Below are 23,694 nucleotides of genomic sequence, written 5' to 3'. Positions count from 1 at the left end.
GGATAGCCTTAAAATAAATTCGTTTTAACAATGACTTAAAGACCAGAAACAAAAAAGCCTCATTTTAAAATGAGGCTTTTAATCGATTAAATTGGTGAGCCCGGAGGCATTTTCAGCGGCTGAGCAATAAAGCGATATTCTTTCGACTCTAATCCTTTAGCTAGTCCTTGTAATAACCAATCAAAATGAGCAGCTTGGTAATTACTGGCGCGATTACTACGGCGCTTTAATTGCTTTTCAGCATAGTGAAGTCTCGCCAGTAACTGCGCTTTGACTTCAGCTGATGTTTTATCATCATGATAACTGGCTAATACTTCATCCAATACCACTGCATTTACCCGCATTTGTACTGCTAATAATTGGCCTCGCTGCAAGTCTTGATACACGGTTTTCGCCAGCAATTTATCCACTAAACTCACAACCGATAACTGCTCTGAATCATCCATAAACCCTTGATTTACTCGGTTTAGGCGCTCAGGTGCCAAAAGTCTGTTTGCAATTTGACGGCTCAATACTTCCGCCATACCAATAGGATCGGTTAATACCCCAATACCAGAGTCAAAGCTTTCGCGGGTTTTGCGATAGTTACCCGCTTTAGGCACTAGCATCTCTGTCACTTCAGCTGGAACTGATAAGCTTTGGGCTGATATAACATCTAGCAATGAGGCTAATGCAGAATGTTGCAGCTTAGGAGAAAGGTAATGCCAACGCTCCGCCGAACCTTGTTGCTGGTAGCTGTAGTCACTGCCACCAATCCACTTAGCAGTTGCATCAATTTGATATCGAGTTAACAAATAGATTGGTACAAACACATCACTCAACTCACCTAATGGTTGCTCTTCAAGCAGCGCTTGGGCATTAAATTGCTCAATGGCAGTACGGCGAACTTTTTCTAACCGAGTCAACTCATCGGCGGCAGATGCACCATTATCCCATAAGCTCGCATAGGCATGGCTAGATGAAGGCGAACGTGAATCAGCCTCACCAATGTAACGTAAACCTTGAGTTCTCGCCTGACGCACTAACTCAGCCATGCTGGCTTCATTACCATAACCATAGGCAATGGTAAATTTATCCCATTCACCAATACCCTCTGAATAAGGTGTCGATATATCAATTTTATCGCCATTTAATGTGGCATTAGGATGTGGGTAATCCATCACCGAAGCATTGTCATTAGTAGATGATGCGAAGTTATGATCCAACCCAATAGTATGGCCTATTTCATGAGCTGATAATTGACGAATACGGGCTAACGCTAATGCCATCGATGCATCACTGGCATCTTTTCTGTCTTCCCAACCAGCTGTTAAGCCACGTGCTATTAAGTGATCTTGCTTCACTCGCAAGCTGCCTAACGTCACATGTCCTTTAATGATTTCGCCTGTGCGAGGGTCTTTAATTGACGCGCCATATGACCAACCACGGGTCGCTCTGTGTACCCACTGAATCATGTTATAACGAATATCTTGTGGGTCAGCACCTTCAGGTAGCATTTCTACTTTAAAACCATCAATAAAGCCTGCGTCAGTAAAAGCTTCTTCCCACCAGCGAGCGCCATCAAGTAACGCTGTGCGAATAGGTTCTGGCACACCTGGGTCGAGATAATAAGTAATAGGTTTAACTACTTCGCTAGGTGCAAGACCTGGAGTGACTTTTTCTAAACGATGTCTGAGTAAATAACGTTTACTCACTGGTGAGTCTATCGGTGCAGAGTAATCAAAGTACTCACCAGATAGATAACCGCTCATGGGTTGATATTCGCGGGGCTGATAACCTTCTTCAGGTAAATCGACAAACGAGTAACGCATGCGCACCGATACAAATTTTCCATCAGGAGTTACTTGACGAACGTATTCGCCTTCTTTCTGGCTAGTAAATGTCAGTAATACATCCACGTCTGCATTTTTCTCAAAGGACTTAATACCTTGTTCCAAAATGACTGAACGCGAGGTATCTAAGCTATAGTTGCCTTGTTTGGTATCAGCAAAACGTTGCGCTACACCATGAAGATCGTTAAGGACTAAATTATTGATTGAGACTAAGGGCGTTTTGCCATCTAAGACCTTTCCGCGCCACAAAACTGATTCTGCGAATGCTTCTTTAACAGCAAATCGTTCGGCGGGATTATCAGTACTAGCTCGATAAAAGGTGTTTAACTGCTTTAATAGAATGAATGGCCCTTGGCGCTCGAACTGTACCATTCGAGTTTCACCTAATTGACCACGATCCAGACCAATGTCATTTGAGCCTACCCCATGGGGCAAGCTGGTGATCATCAAAAATGGTTGATTAAGCTTTTTGGCTTCTAAAAACAACTCACCAGATTGGGTTTGATAGTAAAAGTTAATAAACCCACTGGCTTTCTCACTTTTTTTTATCACTTCTTGCGCAGGTGTAGCCGCGTAAGTCATAACGGGTATTGCGGTTAATACCAATGAAAGTGCAATGCTGTGGCGGATCATTCAACTATCTCCAATTCGATAAAACAGGGTTACTCACGTTTTAACTGTGCAAGCGTTAAGCAAGTTAATACAAATAGCAGCGCTAAGCTAGAGCTAGATCGGCACTAGACAATAACTAGAACGAAGCTTACGCTGTTTGCATGATTACGACTTGTGACTATTCTTGTAATCTATCCAATGCTCTAACGTATCAAATAACTCATTCAAAACAATAGGCTTAGTAATATGGGCATTCATACCCGCTTTTAAGCTCTTTTCTCGATCACCCGACATCGCATGTGCTGTCATCGCAATAATAGGCATTTGTTCACTAGAATAACGCTTACGTAGCTCTTGTGCGGCAGTTAAACCGTCCATTACTGGCATTTGAATATCCATCAACACAGCGTCAAAAGCTTTAGTGTCAATGATGTCTAATGCTATTTGACCATTATCAGCTAGCACCACTTCATAACCTGCGCTCTTAAGTAACTCTGTCGCCACTTGTTGGTTGATAAAGTTATCTTCCACTAATAACACTAAGCCAGCTTCTTTGGTTTGCTGCGGGTTTTCTTCCACAACTGGTGCAACGTTTAGCTTAGGCTCAGCAGCAAACGCACCGATAATCTCATCAAACAGGGCTGAAGCTTTAAAAGGTTTCTGTAATATTGCAAACACGCGTTTTTCATCAAACTCAGCTTCTAAAGGCTCAGCTGAGTAAGCAGTCATTAAGATAATAACAGGACGTTTTTTCAGTCGACCATCTGCGACCATTTCATCAACGATATCCACCACATCACCGCCACCCATTTCAGGCATCATCCAATCTAGCAGCAATAAATCCACTGACGAATGGGTTAATACTTCAAGTGCTTCAGCGCCACTTTGTGCGGTCTTAACTTCAAAGCTAAAGTCGCTCATTACGGTTGAATATATTTGTAAAGCACTTGGATTATCATCGACCACCAACGTGGTCAAATTATTCAACTGCTCTGGTACCACTAATGGCGCAACGACATTCTCTTCGGCAATTTCGAAGCTAATATTAAAGCTAAAAGTACTGCCTTGGTTCGGCTCAGATGACACTTCCATCGTACCGCCCATTAGCGACACTAAGTGTTTACTAATCGACAAGCCTAAACCTGTTCCGCCGTACTTACGCGTGGTTGAACCATCGGCTTGTGAAAAGGCATCAAACAATTTAGCTTGCTGCTCTTTGCTAATTCCAATACCAGTATCACGGACCCAGAATTTAAGGGTAATGCGATGATCACGCTCACCGACATCTTCACAACCCAGCTCAATTTCACCGTTTTGAGTAAATTTAACAGCGTTAGAGAGTAAGTTCACCAACACTTGGCCTAAACGCAGTGGATCGCCATTTAGAATTAATCCTGCTGTCACTGGTGCATAAAGCAGTAACTCAACCCCTTTTTCTTGGGCTTTTTGCGCGTTCATATCAATGACATGATCAAGCACTTTATCCAGCGGGAATGACACTCGCTCGAGCTCTAACTTACCCGCCTCAATTTTGGAGAAGTCGAGAATGTCATTAATAATCCGCAGTAATGACTGAGCAGAGAAACCGGCTTTATTTAAATAATCTTGTTGTTGCGACGTCAACTGGGTTCGCTGAGCTAACTGCAACATACCGATAATGGCATTCATTGGCGTGCGGATTTCATGACTCATATTGGCTAAGAATTCACTCTTATACATATTCGCCAATTCAGCGTCTTGTTTGGCTTCTAGCAAGGCCACTTCGTTACTCTTTTGACGAGTAATATCTTTATGGGTACCCAACATACGTTTTGATTGGCCATCTTCAGCAAATTCTACCGCGCGACCACGTGATAACACCCAATGATATTCACCCGACTTAGCCCGCATTCGATACTCGATCTCATAGGTACCTTCAGGCTTTTTAGCATAACCACTACGATATTCTTCAACTCGCATGCGATCATCAGGATGAATAAGTGCATCCGTTGATGATATCAGCGCAGGAAATTCATTCGGTTTATAGCCCAGCATTGAGTAAAACGCAGGGTTACAGATCAATTGTTCAGAGTCTAAATACCAATCCCATAAACCATCCTCTACCGCATCCATCGCTAAATGATAACGTTCTTCTGATAAACGTAATTGCTCGGCCGATTCGTACTCACGGGTAACATCACGCCATACCGAAATCAGACCCAATAACTCACCACGACGATTGTAAAAAGGCAGCTTGAGTGTATCGAGTAGTACGGTTTTACCGCCGATATCCACTTTTTCTTGATAGCGCAGTAATGAACGATCGCTTAAGACTTTTTGGTCTTCCTCGCGGATCCTATCGCCTTGATCATGGGTAGTCGCTAATGACATCTGGCCAACCATGTCGTTTTCTTTACAACCCAGCATGTATTCAGCAGATTTGTTACAACCTAAATACTTACCTTCCTTGTCTTTATAAACAATAGCCTCTGGGATCGAATCAATCAGCGAACGCAGTAATGCAAACTCTCGTTCACGTCGTTCGGTGGTGTCACGTAAACGTTGTGTGCGCCGCGCCACCAAATTATCCAAGCGTTTGTTTTGCTCAGCTAAGTGTCGAGTGTATTGTTTGTTTTCTTCAAAAATTCGACTCACCAATAAAAACCACGGCTCCCAACCTTCAGTGATTTTTTTCGGTGCAGCAATGGGTTCACGAGAGCACGCTTCTAAGTGAGTTAATAAACGAGACGCTGGGTTTACGAATGAGCGGCGGGTCTGCCAGTGAACAATCGTCACCAATACCGACAGCGCTAAAACCACTAGCAAGAAGGTCAGCTTTAGCTTGTCCCAAGCATCTTGGAATAACACGTCTTCATCTTGTAGATACAGTAAACGCCAAGGCGGGTTTTGCAGGGCAACTGAGTGAATATAATAACCATTGCGCAATATGCCATCGTGGGCATCGAATAGCTCTGATTCAGGTAGAGAATGAAGCTCTGATGGGATTCGTTGACTGATATGATAAACACGGTTCATATCTTTAGCGTCAAAATCACTATGAGAGAGGATATTGTTGTATTGATCCAGCAATATCACTGTTCCAGGCATTTTAAAGTACATCCGCATTTGCTTAGCAAGGGATGCCAGTGTCATATCTAGATTAATTGAACCGATAAAATCATCTTCTAGGTATACCGGCAAACCAAGGGTGGTGAGCAAGCCTTGATCAGCTAAATCTACATAGGCTTCACGCCAAAATACACTGCGTTGGGGGTTCATCGCTGGTGTCGCTAGTTGGAATTGTTTCTTGTTTAGCAGTTCTTCTCTAAAGCGTGATTCGTTTGTAGACCAAGGGAACGACGACATAATCCGCTGTTTCGAGATGTAATAAATTGACGATGCTTTTGGCGCAGCTTCTTTGGCAACCGGAAAAGATAACGATAATTCAAATAGCATTTCTAGTTCTTGATAGAAAGCGTCACTGCGACCATCTAACGAGCCCATTCCAGTGATGCGTCCCATGTTAGTGAACGGTTCACCACTGATTGCATAGCTAGGTTCTAAGGTAAAGAATTGACCATCTTCATTGAACTTTTCGTATTGAGGTAAGCGGTCTTTACGAACGAGCTCTCCCAAACGTAAGTTATCAACAGCCACATTTCGCAAGCTTTTTACCGCGCGAATACTGGACTCAAGCAATAAATCGATTTGCAGTACATGGCGTAAAACCTGTTCTTCACGCTCTTTAATTAATTGTGTTTTTTGGCGTTCAAACAGCATCCAAGCCGATAATAGCGCCATCACAATTACACCAATATAGGTATAAAAAACGGCTCGATTATACTTTCGTTGAATAAGCGATTTTAAATGTAAATCTGGCTCGGTCGATTTCATTGAAATCCCTTTGGTTTACTCAATAGCGTCGATGTTCTAAAAATGGAGAAGCGCTACTCTAGTTTATTTTTATTTAATTCTTATTGATTTATACATGTTATCAGGAAGGCATTCTTAAGCACATGAATAACCTAGATCAATCGTTATAAAATGTGTCACTTTACTGAGTTTATTCATGGCTACTAAAACATAGCAAATTATCGCCATAGATTCATGGTCAAATAGTCTTTAATACCAAGAAATCTGATTCCTAATATCGTGATAGATGAAACCACCAAATTGAATGTCTTATTTATGCAAGTTCACCTTCAAATTTTAAAATTATCCCGCATCAGAGTGCAAGCTTTGCCTTTATCAATCACATTGGCAAGATGGTCTTTCATTGTTGTTTTTGAAGCAAATTTGCTTAGATAACTAGGCGGCAATCCACTCACCTCGTTTAGCTAGCCTTTATTTAGAACGAAATCTAAACTATAAAGAACAAAAGATCCTAGCTTGAAACGAAAAAACCGATGATGCCCAAGCATCATCGGTTAATAATTTTAGATATCGCTAAACAGGATTAGAAGCGGTATTTATAACCAATTTCTATTGCGTTATCACGCTTGCCATACCAATCATATTCACTGTTTAAGTGACTATTTTTGAGCAATTCAGCTTTATATTTAAACTTGCCATAAAAAGCGTGGGCACGAGCATCAGGTAAACGGTATTCGGCACTTAATTCATGCTCCCAAACATTGCCTTCATTGTTATCAAAGACGTTATCATCTAGCTTGTCTTTGTAAATCGCATCCCAGACAAATCTGAAGTCATTCCACGTATAAGTTAACCAAAGATCGTAACGCATCTCTTTACCCACAGCGTCATCGTAAACGCCACTGCTAAGGCTCAAACGATCTAAATCTTCAGAGTAACGCGCTCGTACTTTCATGCGGAAGTTTTCTGTTAAACGATAACCATAAAATGCGCCATAACGGATTTTCTTAGCGTTTTCTTTAATTTGATAATCAAGAATAGGGCCGACTTCATGCTCATTACGATCGCCCCAGCGATGACGGTAACCTGTTTTGATCGTGAACTCATACTGCTCAGGTGCATAACCTGTTTCAAGTTCTGATTTGCTGCGATCATACTGCCAAACTTGTTCAAAGCCGAACATGAAACCATTGTCCATTCTGTGACTGAATTCGACTTTAGGACGATCAGTACGACCATCCACGACTTTATGTTCCCACTTCATTGTGATGGTGCTATTCGCTAATGCAGAGCCACTGACTAATGCTGAACCACTCACTAAACTTAATACGCTTAAGGCTAAAATTGATTTTTTCATCTTAAAATATCTTCCTGTAGGTAGTTAAATACCCGGCATGTGCGCAGCACATGCCTTTTCAATATCAATTAACAATTCTCGGAATAGTTAGTTGTGAGTGTTATCAGTGAATACGTTGGTGCTTTCTGCTGGCAGGCGAGCAAAAATGGCTGCATCGCGTTCACCTGTACCTACGTCATTAACTGCTTCAAGGGTATAGTCAGTGAAGGTGTTATTGCTCACCGTCACAGCACAGGTGTTCTCGTTGTCTGCATCTTTAATAATGCCGCCACTTGAGTCACCGATTTTAACTGCAGCGGTTTCTTTATTGCCGTCACCAATAATGCTGAACGTATTGCCATCAATTAGCGTACCCATGCGGCCTTTACTTGAGCTACAAGTCAATTTGACCATGTCGTTTTGTAAGTTACGGCTTTGAGAAAGGAATTCACTACCTGTTAAGTTGATGAAACCGTATGAACGTATCCAAGCACCTTTGTTTTCGATTTGATCTTGTTCAGTAATACCTGATGCATCAAATGAAAGGTTATTGAGCACTATCGGCATGTTATCTTCACCGACTTTTTGAATGTTAATTACCGCTTCTTTGGCATCATCTGTAATCCCGCATTTAGCAATAGAATCATTATTGAATGCGATGTTAGAGATTTCTGCGCCTGCAGCACCATCAATCACATCAATACAAGCACTACCAGAAATAGCTGCCCCATCTTGACCTGTTAATGTAATCGCTCTATCGATAGTGATAACGCCTGTTGAATACTCAAAGCTTGCGCCTAAAGTAATGCTGGTGCCTGCTGTTGCAGCTTGAATTGCAGCATTCACTTCTTCAACGTTTTCTGGGTATGTTGGCTCTGGATCTGTGCCGCCGCCAGTCACTGTGTTATTGGTTTCAGTGGTGTCACCAAACACATCGTAAAGTGCAGTAGAAATGTCATTGGTTTCACTGATTAACTCATTGAAATTATCGAAGGTGTTTTCAGAGAACTCTGCGCCGCAGTTTTTATTTTCTTGGCCTAAGTTACTTGGCACACCGATAGTTGCAGCGATGGTCATCCCTGAAGTATTTTCTGCAGCTAAGCCAAAAGTACTACCAGAAATGATTGAACCGCGAGGGTCTGTGTTATCACCACCGCGAGAGGCTGAGCTACCACAGTTGAGGTAAACTATGTTTTGCGCGTCAGCAGATTTATTAGCAAATACTGAGTCAGAGATATCCACTAAACCACGTGAATAAACCCAAGCATCACTTTCACCCGTTGATTCTTCAAAACCACTGCCATCAAAAGCTAAGTTATCAAGGATAACCGCTGTTTTGTCTTTACCGACTTTACCAATGTTAATGATAGAGGTTGAGGCACTTTCACCTGAACCACAATCACTCATCACGATGTTTTCGAAAGCGATATTCGTCAGTTTGGCTTGATTACCACCACGTAACTCTTCAGCAGCTTCTGTAGGAATATCGATACAAACAGCGCCAGAGAATACCGCTTGCTCAGTTTCGCTCACCACACCTTCAGCATCGGTAGATTGTAAAGTGATCGCTTTGTTTATAACGATGGTGCCAGCATTAGCAAAGTCACCTGCAACGTCTAAATTGATTGTGGTACCTGAACTTGCAGCTTCAATAGCCGCAACTAATTCATCAACAGTTTTGACCACTCCTGGGTCAACAGGTGGAAGGCCAGGGTCCGTCTCTTCATCAGGTAAAAGGTTATCTGACTGTGTAGTATCACCAAACACATCGTAAAGTGCAGTTGATTGGTCACTTGATTCACTTATTAAGAAACCAAACTTCTCAAAAGTATTGTCTGTGAATGTTGCTGCACAGTTTTTATTTTCTTGACCTAAGTTACTTGGCACACCAATAGTGGCGGCTTTTGTTGCATCATTGGCATTAATTTCTGCGAGAGCAAAAGTATTACCCGTCATTATTGAGCCAGTATCATTGGCGTAACTGCCACCGCGTGATGCAGAGCTACCACAGTTCAGGTAAAGCATACTTTGTGCATCGGTAGATTTATTAGTAAATACACTGTCAGAAATGTTCACTAACCCACGAGAGTAAACCCAAGCTGCGCTGTCACTTGTAGACTCTTCAAAGCCTGTGCCATCAAAGGTTAAATTATCAAGAATCACCGGCGTTTTATCTTTACCGACTTTACCTATGTTAATAACTGAATTTGATGTGCTTTCACCGCTACCACAGCTATCCATGGTAATGTTTTCAAAGCCAATATTTGAAATGCGTGCTTGGCTGCCACCACGTAATGTTTCAGCTGCTTCTGTAGGAATATCAATACAAATTGCGCCCGATAATACAGCTTGCTCACCAGCAACAGGATCATCAATTGCACCTTCTGCATCAGAGGTAATTAAGGTAATCGCTTTATCAATGATCACAGTGCCGACATTTTCAAACGTGCCAGCAATGTTTAAACCAATCACATCACCCGCAGTTGCTGTATCAATAGCCGCTAATAATTCAGCAGAGCTTGATGCAACAACATCAGCCACATCTGGTGTTTCTACTGGTGGTAACCCAGGATCAGTACCGCCGTCTCCTGGTGGTTCATCATAAAAATCACAACCTGCTAATAAACTTGTAGATAAAGCAATGGCCACTAAAGCCGATAGTTTTTTAATTCTCATTTTACTGCCCCATTAATGAGTTTAATGTTCATCTTGTTATTATTTGATACGGTAACTAGCGCCTGTATCTTGAGTGGTTAAAACTTTTAAGCCTTTTGCGCCACCATCAAAATTGGTCGCTTCTAGCAAGCCATTTTCAGCACGTTGTAGCTTAGGATTTCGGTAAATCACGCCATCCCATGGAAGCTCAATACCTGACACTGGGCCAAAATATAAGTCATTCTCGTAGGTAGGATTTATGAGCGGCGCCACACTATCGTTGCCTTTTAACGTCAGTGTTCTAGACGCTTTGGCATAAGACAAATTGTTCTTAAAACTGATATCAGTCCCTGCAAATATGGTGCTGACTTTAGCGTTGTCATATAGGCTGACACGATGAGTTTTGGTGGAGTAAAGAATGTTTTGACGAGAGTCGACAATGGTGTTGTTTTCGATGCTGACCTTATAAGGCGTAGCTTGCTTATTTAGCTCTTTCCCTTTGACATCGTTATTTAAGGTCTCGCCATTTTCGACATCGGTAATACCAGTATTTACCGCAATGCCACCACGGACGTCACCTGTCCCCATGACTCGCTCAATATAGTTATTTCGAATGATATGGCCTGCATCGTAAAAGCGGATACCGCCTGACTGCTTTTTGTTATTACCTAAAATCACATTATCTTCGACAACGTTATTAGTACCGTGGCGCAAAGAAATCATCGAAGCGTTATCAACGAAGGTATTGCCTCTTAATGTATTGCCACCAGATTTAAGAGAAACTAACTCAGTTTCGCCGTCACACTTGAGGAATAAGTTGCCTTCAATTAAGGTTTTCGAAGCATAAATAGAACTCTTTGAATCACCTAAACGAATAGCTTCCCAGCTGTTTGAGTTATAACGCACCGCATCAGGGTTATCGAACTCATTAAACTGGTTATGTTGCTGATTATAAAAAAGGTTACCTTTGATGGTGTGGTGATCAGGCGTGTTATCACCTTTCTTTTTCTGCACGCCAATCAGGGTGCCACGTTTATGTTTACCTTCAAAAGTATTGTTAATTAGGCTGTTGTGCTTGCCATATAAAGAAATCCACAAGTATTTAGGGTATTCAGCTCGTTTATCGTCTGGCTGATAAAGGTAATCGTCGTTGAAGAAGTAGAAAGTAGAGTTGGTCAGCGTATTATTATCACCACGGAAAACCACACCGCCCATTCTTTCAGCTGGGCCACCGTCGGTAAATACGACACCGTCTAAAGTAATGTTATTTCCACGTAAATTAAATTGCACTAGCCCTGTAAACCAAACTTCGCCAGGATTCGCCGCTTTAATGGTGACATTGTTTGCTTTGATATCAAACTTACCAAGGTTGGCATATTTGCCAGCATCAATGACGAGTGTTTCGCCATCTTGGAGTGTGAGTAATTTATCTTTTAATGCGGCAGCATCTGCTGTTTGCAAAGATGTCGCATCAATAGCACTTTTATTATTTTGCTCAACCATTGGTCCTGTGATTGTTGCTGTCCCCACAACATCAACCGCAGGCTCGGTAGCTGCACAACCTGCCAGCAATACCAAAGAAATAGCTGAAGCGATAATACGCTTTTTCATACTTTCCCCTTTCCCATTTGTATTATTTAACACAAGCTTATTTGTATTATTAATCTTTTGGTAGGAAAAACTGTGAGATTGTTCATAAACTAACTAATTAGGAGTATAAAATTGATTATCTTTTGTCACCCAAGTGAAAAAAGCTTTAACAATAGAGCTTTCAGGGTAAAGTTTAACCACAGGAATTAACAACAATCTCATTAATTGATTACTAATTGAGTATAATATTAAAAATTTCTCCCACAAATTTGTTTTAAAAAGTAAGATATATTGTCTTACAAATAAGGAAGGTTATCGTTATGTTAATGCGTATATTTATCTCTAATGTATTACTTATACTTCTTTTAGGTTGTTCAGGTTCTTCTGATTCACCTGAAACGCCTCCTGAAGAGCCTCCTTGCGAAACGTGTAATTGGACCATTGAGCAATGGAAGTTGACTATTCCTGAGAGTAAAGACAGCTTTTATGGTTCAGGGGGGACAAGCGCAGCAGAACTCAAACCCTCCACATGCAGTAATAATCAAACCTTATCTAACGATACCGACATTGCCTATTTCTGGACTGAGAAAAGTCCACAGCAAATGGTGTTTAATGTTGATTTAGGAATGGATGGCGCGACCACGCCTAATACTCAATATGTTCGCTCAGAATTACGAGAGCTTTATCGATTTGATACAGAAAACCCTTGTTCTGCGACCAATCAGAATTGGGCGATCAGCGGTAAACACCAATTAGAGTCTTCGCTTAATATTATCCAGTACCCACAGATAACGTCGGTTAGTCCTAAAGTCATCGTCGGCCAAGTACATGGTAAAGATATCAAACAAGCATTAGTTAAAGTCCTATGGGAAGGTAGCGAGAAGCCTGTCAGGGTGATCTTAAATGATAGTTTTAAACCCGATAATCAAACTTGTGATAGCTGCCAACCATTTAGTATTGAGCTTGGTACAGCTAAAGCTTACGAAGATTGGCAATATGCAATTGAAGTCGATACTGCTGGCATAACACTGACAACGATAATTTCAGGCATTAGCACTCAGAAATTATTAAAGTGGGGCGAGCCCGTCATTGCTAACGATGGTAAAGAGTACACTTTAGATACAGCTTGGCTTAATGAAGAATATTACTTTAAAGCCGGTATTTATCCGCAAATTGTCACTTCATCAGATTATGCTGGACAAATTTTTGAAGTTGGCTTTACCGAACTCAAGGTGACTCATGCTCCATAGTTAGGCTATGGCCGTAACTGCTCAGGCTGCTTAAATTTTCATGCAGCTTGAGAAAATAGAGTTTAAGCTAGGTTAGATCATTAGTTATTTAATATTTAAGGTACAGAAATGGACGAATCTTTACTTCCTAATGTCATCCAATTTATTGGACAAATCGATCCATTTGATAAACTGCCTAAAACCGTGGTGCGCGATCTCGCTGAAGTGGTAAAAATTATCTATGTAGCCCAAGGCGAAGTGGTCGACTTATCTGCTGATAATGAAGAAAAGCACCTTTATATTGTTCGTTCAGGTGCCATGGAGCAACGTAAAAAAAGTGGCGTACTTCGCGCCCGTTTAGAAGCTGAAGACTTATTCGGTTTTACCTTTCTAGATTCTGATGTTGATGATGATCAAGGATATCAAGCCACCGCCATTGAACCTTGCTTACTGTATCTAATCCCACACTCTGCGCTTCAGTCCTTATTCACTAAGACCCCAGAATATGCCGAGCATTTCGCATCTCAAGCTCAGGTACGCTTAAACTCAGCATTAGATGTTGTATGGTCGAATAAGGAAAAAGGGCTCTTTATACGTAAAGTTAAAGATGTGGCCAGTGGCCGTATCGCGGTGGTTACCGCAGATATGAGCATTCAGGCTGTTGCCCATGAAATGCGTATGATTAAGCGCACCTCATGCGCGGTGATTTATGAGAATGAAAAAATTGTTGGTTTAATTACCGATCGAGACATGACCAAACGCGTCATCGTTGAAGGCTATCCAATTGATAACCCTATTAAAGATGTGATGACGTCAAACCCGTTAACGGTCACCCCAGACGATCTTGTGTTGCAAGCTGCATCACTTATGATGCAATACAATGTGCGAAACCTACCTGTAGTTGAAAACAATAAAGTAGTGGGCTTATTAACCACCACTCACTTGGTGCAAAATCACCGCATGCAGGCAATCTTCCTAATTGAAAAGATTAAGTATGCCGTCAGCGTTAAAGAATTAGCCGAGTTAAACCCTGAGCGCCAAGCTATTTTCGAAGCCTTAGTTGAAGGAAAAGTCGTACCTGAAACCATAGGTAAAGTGATGGCAATGATTTTTGATGCTTACACGCGAAGATTAATCAATATTATGATTGATCAACTCGGTGCGCCGCCTTGTGATTTTGCCTGGATTGTCGCAGGTTCCCACGCCCGTAATGAGGTTCATTGTTTAACAGACCAAGATAGCGCGATCGTTTTAGCAGACAATGCCACCGATAATGATCGTATTTACTTTAAACATTTGGCTGACTTTGTCACTCAAGGGCTTGATCGCTGTGACTTCCCATTATGTACTGGTCATTACATGCCGACTACCGAGAAGTGGCGCCAACCTTTATTAATGTGGAAACAGTATTATAAGAAGTGGGTCGCTAATCCTGAATACGAACGCCTATTAAATATCAGTGTCTTTTTAGAAATCAGAACTGTATTTGGTAACCCAACCTATGAGCAAGAACTGCATCAGTCAATGCATAGCCACATTCGCAACAATGCAGAGTTCTTGGGTATTTTGGTAAAAGATGCCACCAACACGAGTCCACCACTCGGTATTTTTAATTCCTTGGTTTTAGAAAAAAGTGGTGAGAACAATAAAACCCTCAATATTAAGAAATACGCGATTAATTTAATTATCGATTTAGCGCGGATTTACGCTTTAGCTGTGGGCAGTGATGCGCTGCAAACCGAGGCTAGATTTGAGGCTGCCAATAAAGCTGGAGTGTTAAGCGATGACGCCTTTAAAAATATCATGGGGGCTTATCGGTTTATTTTATCGTTCAGATATAGCCATCAATTAACCGCTTTAAAAGAAGGCAAAGTTCCAGACAATCACATTAATCCAGACACCTTTGGCAGCTTCGAGCGTAAACATTTAAAAGATGCCTTTAGGATAATTGCAGATCAACAAGATGCGGCTAAATTGCGCTTTGGAAATATCTAATGAGTCTTTTAGATTACTTTCATCCCCTGTCAGCTTTAAAAAGGCAGCGTGAAAATTTTAAGATTAAAGACAGCTTAGTTAGTAGTTTAGTCGAGCCAACCTCAGCGCCATTACCTGAGCTTAACGCCTTGTGCAGTGAACAGAGTTACGTGGTACTTGATATTGAAACCACAGGGTTTGATCCTGTCGAAGATGAAATACTCAGCATGGGCTGGGTAGTGATAAAAAATCAACAAATTGATTTAGCCAATAGCCAGCATGTTTATATAAAGCATTTTGATAAGGTAAAACCTGAGTCAGCAGTGATTAACCATATCACGCCTCAAATGCTAGCTAACGGAGTATCGCTTCATGAAGCCATGAGTTACTTCTTCACTCATCTTAGCGACAAGGTGTTAGTGGCTCACGGTTCGGTGATTGAAGCTGAATTTATCAATTACTACGCAAAAAAATATTGGCAACTACCAACCCTACCCTTACTTTGGCTCGACACCTTATGCTTAGAAAAGCACTTTGCTACTGCAATCGATCATTATTCAGATGTCGACTTAACATTAGCTGGAACCCGAAAACGCTACGGATTACCTGAATATAATAGCCACAATGCCTTAGTCGATGCCCTCGGCGCAGCAGAATTGTTATTAGCTCAACAAAAAAGACTATCAAGAGGCAGTCGTGATAGCTTTGCCCGCTTATATAGGCTCAGTCAACGTAAATAGAAGTATGTAAAAGTTAGACATGACAAATGGCTGACAACCAAAAGAGCAAATAACAAAAAGCGAATACCCCCTGAATTCAACTCCTAGGTATTCGCTTTTTTATTTAACCTGAACTTTGATTAAGAGGCTTATTAAACTCGCTTAAAACTGTTATTAGCAACTACTCAGCACGATACAACAATTCAATTTCACGTTGAGCCCATACTTCTGCCAAGTTTTTACTCACAGTATATTGGCTAAAGTCAGTGTCTTTAGCTAACTTAATCCACTGATTATTATCTAATGCCTGACCCGCTTTTAAGTATATTGGCGACATACGCGCGATCCTGCGGCTATCTTTTTCAGGAAACGGCCACTTTGCTTGAGGGTCGTTATACTTCACCATAAAATCGATGCCTTTTGATAATGACACTCCTTGTTGATTTTCATAGTGCCATAAATCAACCCCCACTTTATCGCCAAGCTGAGCAATGCCCACTAGTGGATCTAAGCTAAAGTAATGATAGTGATACGAACGAGTACGCTGGGCCTCATGGGGCTGCGAGCCATCTTCAGCAAACTGAGTATCAACTCGCACCTTACCTTTTTGTACCATTTGCTTAGTTAAATGTGCATTCCCAAGGAAATAAGCAATACCTGCCATTTGATAATCGTACCAAGTGCCATGATTATTAGGGGCATAAGCTTCACCTTTTGGTCCGCCGCTTAAGTCATCTTCAATCAACCAATCAAGATAATCGCTATACCATTGGTTAATCCCTTGCTCATCTTTGTCTGTCCAAGCAGGGGATTGAGATAAAATAGCTATCGCATCTAAGTTTCGTTCAACCAGCGTTCGGGTATCAATCAAGCCACTGCGTCTTCCATCAGCAACACCAGGAACACCTTGACCGAAATTAACATTCGGATTCATCCGAGTCGCATCATCTATATACCAAGCTCGAACTAGCTCAATAGCTTTATTGGCATAAGCCTCATCTTCACTGAAGTAATAAGCCAACGCTAACGCACGCACAGTACGAGTAAAAGTACCAATACGTACTGAATCCGTTTCGTCAGATTTAGACGCAGGATTCGTTTTCCCATCAAAACGTATCCAAGGCAGGCCATCCACTTTAGTTTCATCAGGCCACCAATAAGGACTAATACTCATATAGTCATTTTTATCACCGCTAGGAGGAGTGAACCCTTTATGTGCAACACTAAAAATGCCTACTTGCTTACCAATTTCCGCTTCTTCTATTAATTGCTGATAACTGTGTTGCATAGCTTTTGGCGCATTATCTGACTGTAATAAAGCACGGTTAGCCACCAATGTGGCCTCGTCTAAAAAAACAAAATTTGCAGCCCATGCAGAACTATTGGCAAAAACGCCCATTAAGGCGACTGCACATAAAGATTTTGGGACTTTCATTTGCTACCTCCAACCATTAAGTAATACAAATATAGCACAAAGCAAAAGCAATTCAGTGATTTCGATCATGAAAAATCACAATCCACAATTCAAAAATAAAATATTAAGCCTTAAATAACAGTAACTTAATAGAAATTGTGTTCTAATTCGATAAATACTGCAATGAAATATGACCCGTATCTCACAATTGATATTGTATTATGTTAGTATCATTTTATTAATTTAGTGAGAATTCAGTTAACAGTCCTTACCTTGTTTAGCGGATAGGGTTCCAGTGGACATGATGAATTAAGTCTTATTAATGCTTTTATCGCTAACAAATGAGTAAGCACTTTTTACTAACAAAATTGATAAAAGGTCTAACTGAAGTTAGCCACTGACGCAATGAGTAAGCGGTTGCTATCAGTTTTTTGAACGGCAATTGAGCCATTCATACAAAAAGAGTTATTAACGTTTTTAATAAAGTCAGTCTGATTACATAGTGACTAATTTACACAATGATTAGTTTGCACGGTAATAAAGACTTGTTTTTCAGCATTGCTGCTGAAGTTGGTTCCCATAGATTTACTCTTAGAAAAGGTTATAAAAATGGAGCTAAATACAATCATTGTAGGTATCTATTTTCTATTCTTAATTGCGATAGGATGGATGTTCCGGACATTTACAAGCAATACTAGTGACTATTTCCGTGGGGGCGGAAGTATGTTGTGGTGGATGGTAGGGGCAACTGCCTTTATGACCCAATTCAGCGCATGGACATTTACAGGCGCTGCCGGTAAAGCCTACACAGACGGCTTTAGTGTCGCGATTCTTTTCTTAGCCAATGCCTTTGGTTACTTAATGAATTACGTTTACTTCGCACCTAAATTCCGCCAACTCCGCGTTGTAACGGTAATTGAAGCGATTCGTATGCGATTCGGTAATGCCAATGAACAAGTTTTTACTTGGACAGGCATGCCTAACAGCGTCATCACTGCTGGTATTTGGTTGAATGGTCTGGCAATTATTGCTTCAGGTATCTTCGGCTTTGATATGACCACCACCATTGTACTAACTGGCTTGGTTGTATTAGTCATGTCAGTAACTGGTGGCTCATGGGCGGTCATCGCATCTGACTTTATGCAAATGGTTATCATCATGGCGGTGACAATTACCTGTGCGGTAATGGCTTATGTTCATGGCGGTGGTATCACCAATATTATTGATAACTTCCCGACAGATTCATTTGTCTCTGGCGGTGATTTAAATTACCTAAGTATCTTTGGTGTTTGGGCTGTATTTATCTTCTTAAAGCAGTTCAGTATTACCAACAACATGCTGAATTCGTACCGTTACCTTGCAGCAAAAGATTCTAAAAATGCACGAAAAGCGGCATTACTTGCCTGTATTCTAATGAGTATTGGTCCAGTTATCTGGTTCCTACCAAGCTGGTACTTAGCAGGTTCTGGTGTCGATTTAGCAGCGATATACCCTGAAGCGGGTAGCAAAGCAGCAGACTTCGCATACCTATACTTTGTTCAAGAATATATGCCAGTGGGTATGGTAGGGCTATTGATTGCTGCCATGTTTGCAGCAACCATGTCGTCTATGGATTCGGGTCTTAACCGTAACTCAGGCATTTTTGTTAAAAACTTCTACGAGCCAGTGGTTCGTCCACATGCCAGTGAAAAAGAATTGATGTTAGTGTCTAAACTGACTTCAACCTTCTTTGGTATTGCCATTATCTTAGTATCGTTATTTATTAACTCACTTAAAGGGTTAAGCCTATTTGATACCATGATGTATGTAGGTGCCTTAATCGGCTTCCCAATGACAATTCCAGCATTCTGTGGTTTCTTTATTAAGAAAACACCTGATTGGGCAGCTTGGGGAACGCTCGTTGTGGGTGGTTTTGTTTCTTACATTGTCGGTTTCGTTATTACTGCTGAAATGGTTGAAAACGCACTGGGTCTTGAGCACGCATTAACTGGGCGTGAATGGTCTGACTTAACGGTAGCAATTGGCCTGATGGCCCACGTTGTGTTCACTGCTGGTTTCTTTGTTGCTTCAACTTTATTCTACAAACCTTTGACTGAAGAGCGTCAAAAGAATGTTGATAAGTTCTTCGAAAACTTAGCCACACCGCTAGTATCTGAAGGTAACGCTCAGAAACAATTAGATAACAAGCAACGTCGTATGTTAGGTACCCTAATTGCAGTAGCAGGTATCTTTGTTATGGCAATGTTCCTTCTGCCTAATCCATTCTGGTCTCGCATGATATTCGTATTATGTGGTGCGATTGTGCTCTCTGTTGGCTTACTACTTGTGAATGCGGTTGATAGCAAAATCGAGGATGAAGCAGCAGCAGAAGCTGAAGCGAAATAAGATTAAGCGCATAAGATTAACTCACAGGTAATAAGTAATAAGTGAGTTAATCCAATATAATGCTTAGCCATAAAAAAACGCAGACCTTAGTCTGCGTTTTTTATTGCATGTATTTTGTATGTTTAACAGTAAAACAATTACAACTTATTCATCGATTCGATGATTAATCGACTGTAAATGATCTTGAGACATCTCACGCGCTTTAGCGGCATCCCCAATCATAATCGCTTCATAAATCAATTTATGCTCATTAAAGCAGGTGCCACCTTCTTCAGATGAATGCGCAATAAAGTGCTCAAACATGGTCGTAAGGATATTGCCAAACGGCAGGTAAAAATCATTACCTGTTGAAAAGAAAATAATTCGATGAAATTGAATATCAATTTTAATCCACGCTTCAGTATCCAGCTCCGGAGCTGAGTTTAATTCACTCATTTGTTGGAATACTGACGACAGCTCTTTGCGCTGCTCTACCGTGGCATTTTGAGCTGCTAAAGCACAGGCTTCAGGCTCGATAGCGCGGCGAAAGCCCAAGAACTGATTGCAAAAGTCATTAATATCAGTCAATCCATCCATCCACTCAATTAACTGAGGGTCTAAAAAATTCCAGTTGCTCTTTTCAACAACTCGAGTACCGATTTTAGGACGTGATTGTAGTAAGCCTTTGGATGTCAGCAGTTTTACTGCTTCTCTTAGTGCAGTTCGGCTGATACCAAATTGTTCACACAGCACCATCTCGCTTGGAATAATGCTGCCTTGAGCAAGTTCGCCAGAAAGGATGGCACGGGCGATTTCGCGGGCAACGTGTAAATGCAAGCTACGTTTAGCCCCTGATATTGAATTGAAGCCATTCGACATTTTGTTTTCACAACGCTGATTTTAAGAATTATTGACGTAATATAGCATGATAAATATGAGACTAAAATGCTATCGATTTGCACTTTACGGCTGATTTATAACAAGTTTAATCACAGTTGACCAGCATAAATCATACAAATAAAAGCAAGTTCATTAAGAGATGAAATAGCTAAAGACAATATAGAATATGAAACTAACGCGCTTCAGCCCAAAGTAATTTATTCTTTTTCATAACAATCATAACTTTACAAATTTTAATCAATTGGTAACTTCGGAATGTTAAATAGCACAAGCCAAAAAAACTTGTTATAACTGAATAACTTAGCAAATCTTCATCGATTAGGCTCCCAAACCCAACTAATTTGTACGACAATATAGTGCTATTATCGTCAATTTTATCGATTAAAAAATAATTAAAAAACGCTTTAAAAAATCAATAAAAATACAAATATTATTAATATATGTGAGTTACAACAACTTTTAATACCCCTTGATAACATAAACGGGTTTTCTAAAACCCTCACATATTGTAGTATAATACAACAGAAAAAGATGAGCGTTATAGGTCCATATTTCGGTACAAGGTTAGCCTTTTAGTACCGCGTTACACCAGTAATCTAGATGCTAGGCGTTTTATGCTCACGCTATTGTTACGGTATAAATATGAATTGATATGTTTCAAATTCATCAATACCCCGATCTATAACAACCTTTTAAGCAGTAAATCCATATAGATTTATTGCCGCCAACAAGAAATACCACTTTTATCACTATCTGTGATGGACACTGACATCAATCAACTGCGCTAGGCGCGTTTTTGTTAACCAATGTTCTGAGCATATCGATATTTTTGAACCCGTTTTCATATTTAAAAGGATCGAGAGATCATGTTCATACAAGTAGAAGATTCAAGCAGACGAGTCCATGTGCAAGTCGCTAGACAAATTGCTCGTAAAATACTGTCTGGTGAAATCGAACCTTTGCAAAGGCTTCCTTGTGAAATGGAATTATGTGAAATGTTTGGTGTAAGCCGAACGGCATTACGTGAATCAACGAAGTTATTATCAGCAAAAGGCTTAATTGAGTCACGACCTAAAGTGGGCACCACAGTCAGAGCACGCGCTAACTGGCACTTTTTAGATCCACAATTACTAGACTGGATCCAAGGACTTGAAAATACTGAAGTGTTTTTAAGCAAGTTTTTAGGCTTACGCAAAGCAATTGAACCTGAAGCTTGTGCCCTCGCAGCAACCTTTGCCACTATCGAACAACGTAAACAGCTCTCGGTTTTAATGCAGAACATGATCAAAGCTGCTGAAGAGTTCGATTATGAACAGTGGACGATTAACGATCATTTGTTCCATCAAACGATCTATTTATCGACTGAAAATCAGTTTTATATCCCGTTTGGCAATATATTAACCACCATCTTTAAGCTGTTTATTGACCATTCAGCTGAAGGCGGGCGTTTTTGTATTAATGAGCATAAAGGAATTTATGATGCCATTATGTCAGGTGATGCCGACCAAGCGCGCAGCTACTGTCAGCAATTATTAAAAGATGACAATCAAAGGTTCTCTGAAGTGCCTGCCGCTTAATTACTGACGTTACAAGCTTCGATTGCATAATCGACTCAATCGAAGCTTAAATTCAAGGAAGAATTCATGATGAAACCTTTACTAAATTTAGGTGAACATGCAACTCATTAATCATTATATTCGCAACCAATACGTACGTAACAATATTGCTTTAGCGTGGCCGTTAGCGCTAAACGCATTACTGATGCAGTCAATGTTAATGATTGACACCTTGCTAGTCTCACCACTCGGTGAAATTCCATTAGCCGCCATGGGCATTGCGACAACCATCGTTGCTTTTATCATGGGTATTCAAATGGCGTTGGCGAATGGTTCTCAATTAGTCATGAGCCGCGCAGTAGGTTCGAAAAATTCCCTCGCACTGACAAAATCATGCTGGTCAGGCATGAGCATCAACTTTTCTGTGGCATTGCTTTTTTGGTCGATACTATTACTGTTTGAACAATCAATTGTTGAACTCATCACCAGCGATACGGCCTTGCAAGCTGAGGTGCTTCGCTACTTAAGTGTCGCTAAATATGTGGTGTTATTTAATGCCATCACCCAAGTTTGTATTGCCTTATTTAATAGCTTAGGGAAAACAAAAATCGCCTTCAAAGGCTATTTAATCGAGCTACCAATCAACGCCGCCTTGTCCTATGCCTTTATTTACGGTATCGCAATAAATGGCACTAACATTACCCCTGAACTAGGTGTGGTAGGCGCTGCAGTTGGTAGTTTAGTCGCTATTTTTGTGCGCTTTATTTATCTCGCTTTGTGCGTATCGACCCTTGATAACATCAACCTTAAACTGGCAGTAAACCCGCAAGAAGGGCTCATTAATATGCGTAAGCATTTTATTGAGATTTTCCCTGTGGCCGCCAATGTCACCATGCTCTCTATTGGCGTCAGTGTTTATCAGCTGCTCTACTCACAATTATCGATTAATGCTTATGTTGCCATTACCCTTGTTTTACCTTGGATGCGAGCTGGCGGGCAGTTTATAACGGCTTGGGCCCACTCTTCAGCGATTTCAATAAGCCAAGCAATTGGTTCTAAAAAGCTCCATGATTTAGAAGAAAACGTTAATATCAGCATCAGATTGGCTGTGGCAATATCACTGATTACCATGGTTTCTTTCTTCGTGTTAAGTTTTTGGATTGCAGATATTTATCCAGATATGGCAGACGAAACTTACCAAGCGCTAGCCATCATCGCGCCTATTTATATCATCTTGCCACTCGTGCGAGGTTACAACACAGTTCATGGTCATGTACTCAGAGCCATGGGACACACTACTGCAGTATTTCAAATCAACTTCACTGGGCAGTGGGTAATATCAATTCCCTTATGCGCCCTACTTATTTTGTATTTTGATGCATCAATATTCTGGGCATTTGCGATTCAACCTTTCGAAGAAATTATCAAAGCATTTCCTTTTAGGTTCTTAGCTCGTAAAGCGGTTAAAGAGTTCAGTCACCATGATGCCGAGAAGCTGAGTTATTGATATCAACTCTTAACATTCAGTGACGAGTTTAAGTGTTCAGTAGTTAAGAACAAGCGGATAGTAACTGGTCACTAATTGGCCTTCAATCGTTTCAATAAAAGCTGTAAAGCACATAGAATGTAATACAAACCAAATCCCATGGCATTGCCTATAT

The 23,694-nt window shown here is 40.8% G+C and carries 13 protein-coding genes; 6 read left to right on the top strand and 7 right to left on the bottom strand.

What is annotated here, in order from left to right; all coding sequences use genetic code 11:
- Positions 1-86 precede the first annotated feature (86 nt).
- From QPX86_RS03705 to QPX86_RS03685, 5 genes are all read right to left on the bottom strand, one after another.
- Positions 87-2,465 carry a zinc-dependent metalloprotease gene (locus QPX86_RS03705; RefSeq protein ID WP_285164236.1) on the bottom strand — a complete coding sequence of 793 codons (2,379 nt, stop codon included), beginning with the start codon at positions 2,463-2,465 and terminating at the stop codon, positions 87-89.
- Positions 2,466-2,609: 144 nt separating this feature from the next.
- Positions 2,610-6,317 carry a response regulator gene (locus tag QPX86_RS03700; RefSeq protein WP_285164235.1) on the bottom strand — a complete coding sequence of 1,236 codons (3,708 nt, stop codon included), beginning with the start codon at positions 6,315-6,317 and terminating at the stop codon, positions 2,610-2,612.
- A 562-nt stretch (positions 6,318-6,879) separates the two neighbouring features.
- Complete coding sequence (locus QPX86_RS03695) at positions 6,880-7,653, bottom strand: hypothetical protein (protein WP_220752665.1); 774 nt, start codon at positions 7,651-7,653, stop codon at positions 6,880-6,882.
- An 87-nt stretch (positions 7,654-7,740) separates the two neighbouring features.
- Positions 7,741-10,308, bottom strand: coding sequence for a polysaccharide lyase domain-containing protein (locus QPX86_RS03690; RefSeq protein ID WP_285164233.1), 2,568 nt, complete (start codon positions 10,306-10,308; stop codon positions 7,741-7,743).
- A 39-nt stretch (positions 10,309-10,347) separates the two neighbouring features.
- Positions 10,348-11,898 (bottom strand): polysaccharide lyase 6 family protein, encoded by a 1,551-nt coding sequence (locus QPX86_RS03685; protein ID WP_285164232.1) that lies wholly within the window; start codon positions 11,896-11,898, stop codon positions 10,348-10,350.
- A 299-nt stretch (positions 11,899-12,197) separates the two neighbouring features.
- Between QPX86_RS03685 and QPX86_RS03680 the strand changes: the two genes are divergently transcribed.
- The 3 genes from QPX86_RS03680 (at position 12,198) to QPX86_RS03670 (ending at position 15,820) form a co-directional block, all read left to right on the top strand.
- Entirely contained in the window at positions 12,198-13,127 is a 930-nt protein-coding gene (locus QPX86_RS03680; RefSeq protein WP_285164231.1) for a polysaccharide lyase family 7 protein, read from the top strand.
- 108 nt (positions 13,128-13,235) lie between these two features.
- Entirely contained in the window at positions 13,236-15,101 is a 1,866-nt protein-coding gene (locus QPX86_RS03675; RefSeq protein ID WP_220752669.1) for a putative nucleotidyltransferase substrate binding domain-containing protein, read from the top strand.
- Positions 15,101-15,820 carry a 3'-5' exonuclease gene (locus tag QPX86_RS03670; protein WP_285164230.1) on the top strand — a complete coding sequence of 240 codons (720 nt, stop codon included), beginning with the start codon at positions 15,101-15,103 and terminating at the stop codon, positions 15,818-15,820. The genes QPX86_RS03675 and QPX86_RS03670 overlap by 1 nt, the downstream gene beginning before the upstream one ends.
- A 160-nt stretch (positions 15,821-15,980) precedes the next feature.
- Here QPX86_RS03670 and QPX86_RS03665 read toward each other — a convergent pair whose 3' ends face one another.
- The gene (locus QPX86_RS03665) at positions 15,981-17,234 is read right to left on the bottom strand and encodes an alginate lyase family protein (RefSeq protein ID WP_285164229.1); all 1,254 of its coding nucleotides are present in this window, start codon (positions 17,232-17,234) and stop codon (positions 15,981-15,983) included.
- A gap of 588 nt (positions 17,235-17,822) precedes the next feature.
- Here QPX86_RS03665 and QPX86_RS03660 point away from each other — a divergent pair.
- Positions 17,823-19,598 (top strand): sodium:solute symporter family protein, encoded by a 1,776-nt coding sequence (locus QPX86_RS03660; protein ID WP_220752672.1) that lies wholly within the window; start codon positions 17,823-17,825, stop codon positions 19,596-19,598.
- A gap of 144 nt (positions 19,599-19,742) precedes the next feature.
- Here QPX86_RS03660 and QPX86_RS03655 read toward each other — a convergent pair whose 3' ends face one another.
- A complete protein-coding gene (locus QPX86_RS03655; RefSeq protein ID WP_285164228.1) occupies positions 19,743-20,456 on the bottom strand; it encodes a FadR/GntR family transcriptional regulator in 714 nt (237 codons plus the stop codon).
- An 887-nt stretch (positions 20,457-21,343) separates the two neighbouring features.
- On the opposite strand from QPX86_RS03655, the gene QPX86_RS03650 reads away from it, so the two are divergent.
- Both QPX86_RS03650 and QPX86_RS03645 read left to right on the top strand, forming a co-directional pair.
- Positions 21,344-22,054 (top strand): FadR/GntR family transcriptional regulator, encoded by a 711-nt coding sequence (locus QPX86_RS03650; RefSeq protein WP_285164227.1) that lies wholly within the window; start codon positions 21,344-21,346, stop codon positions 22,052-22,054.
- A 97-nt stretch (positions 22,055-22,151) separates the two neighbouring features.
- A complete protein-coding gene (locus QPX86_RS03645) occupies positions 22,152-23,540 on the top strand; it encodes an MATE family efflux transporter (RefSeq protein ID WP_285164225.1) in 1,389 nt (462 codons plus the stop codon).
- Positions 23,541-23,694 lie beyond the last annotated feature (154 nt).

The sequence above is a fragment of the Shewanella goraebulensis genome (assembly GCF_030252245.1).
Lineage (GTDB): Bacteria > Pseudomonadota > Gammaproteobacteria > Enterobacterales > Shewanellaceae > Shewanella > Shewanella goraebulensis.
This window is presented reverse-complemented; position numbering and strand designations above follow the sequence as displayed.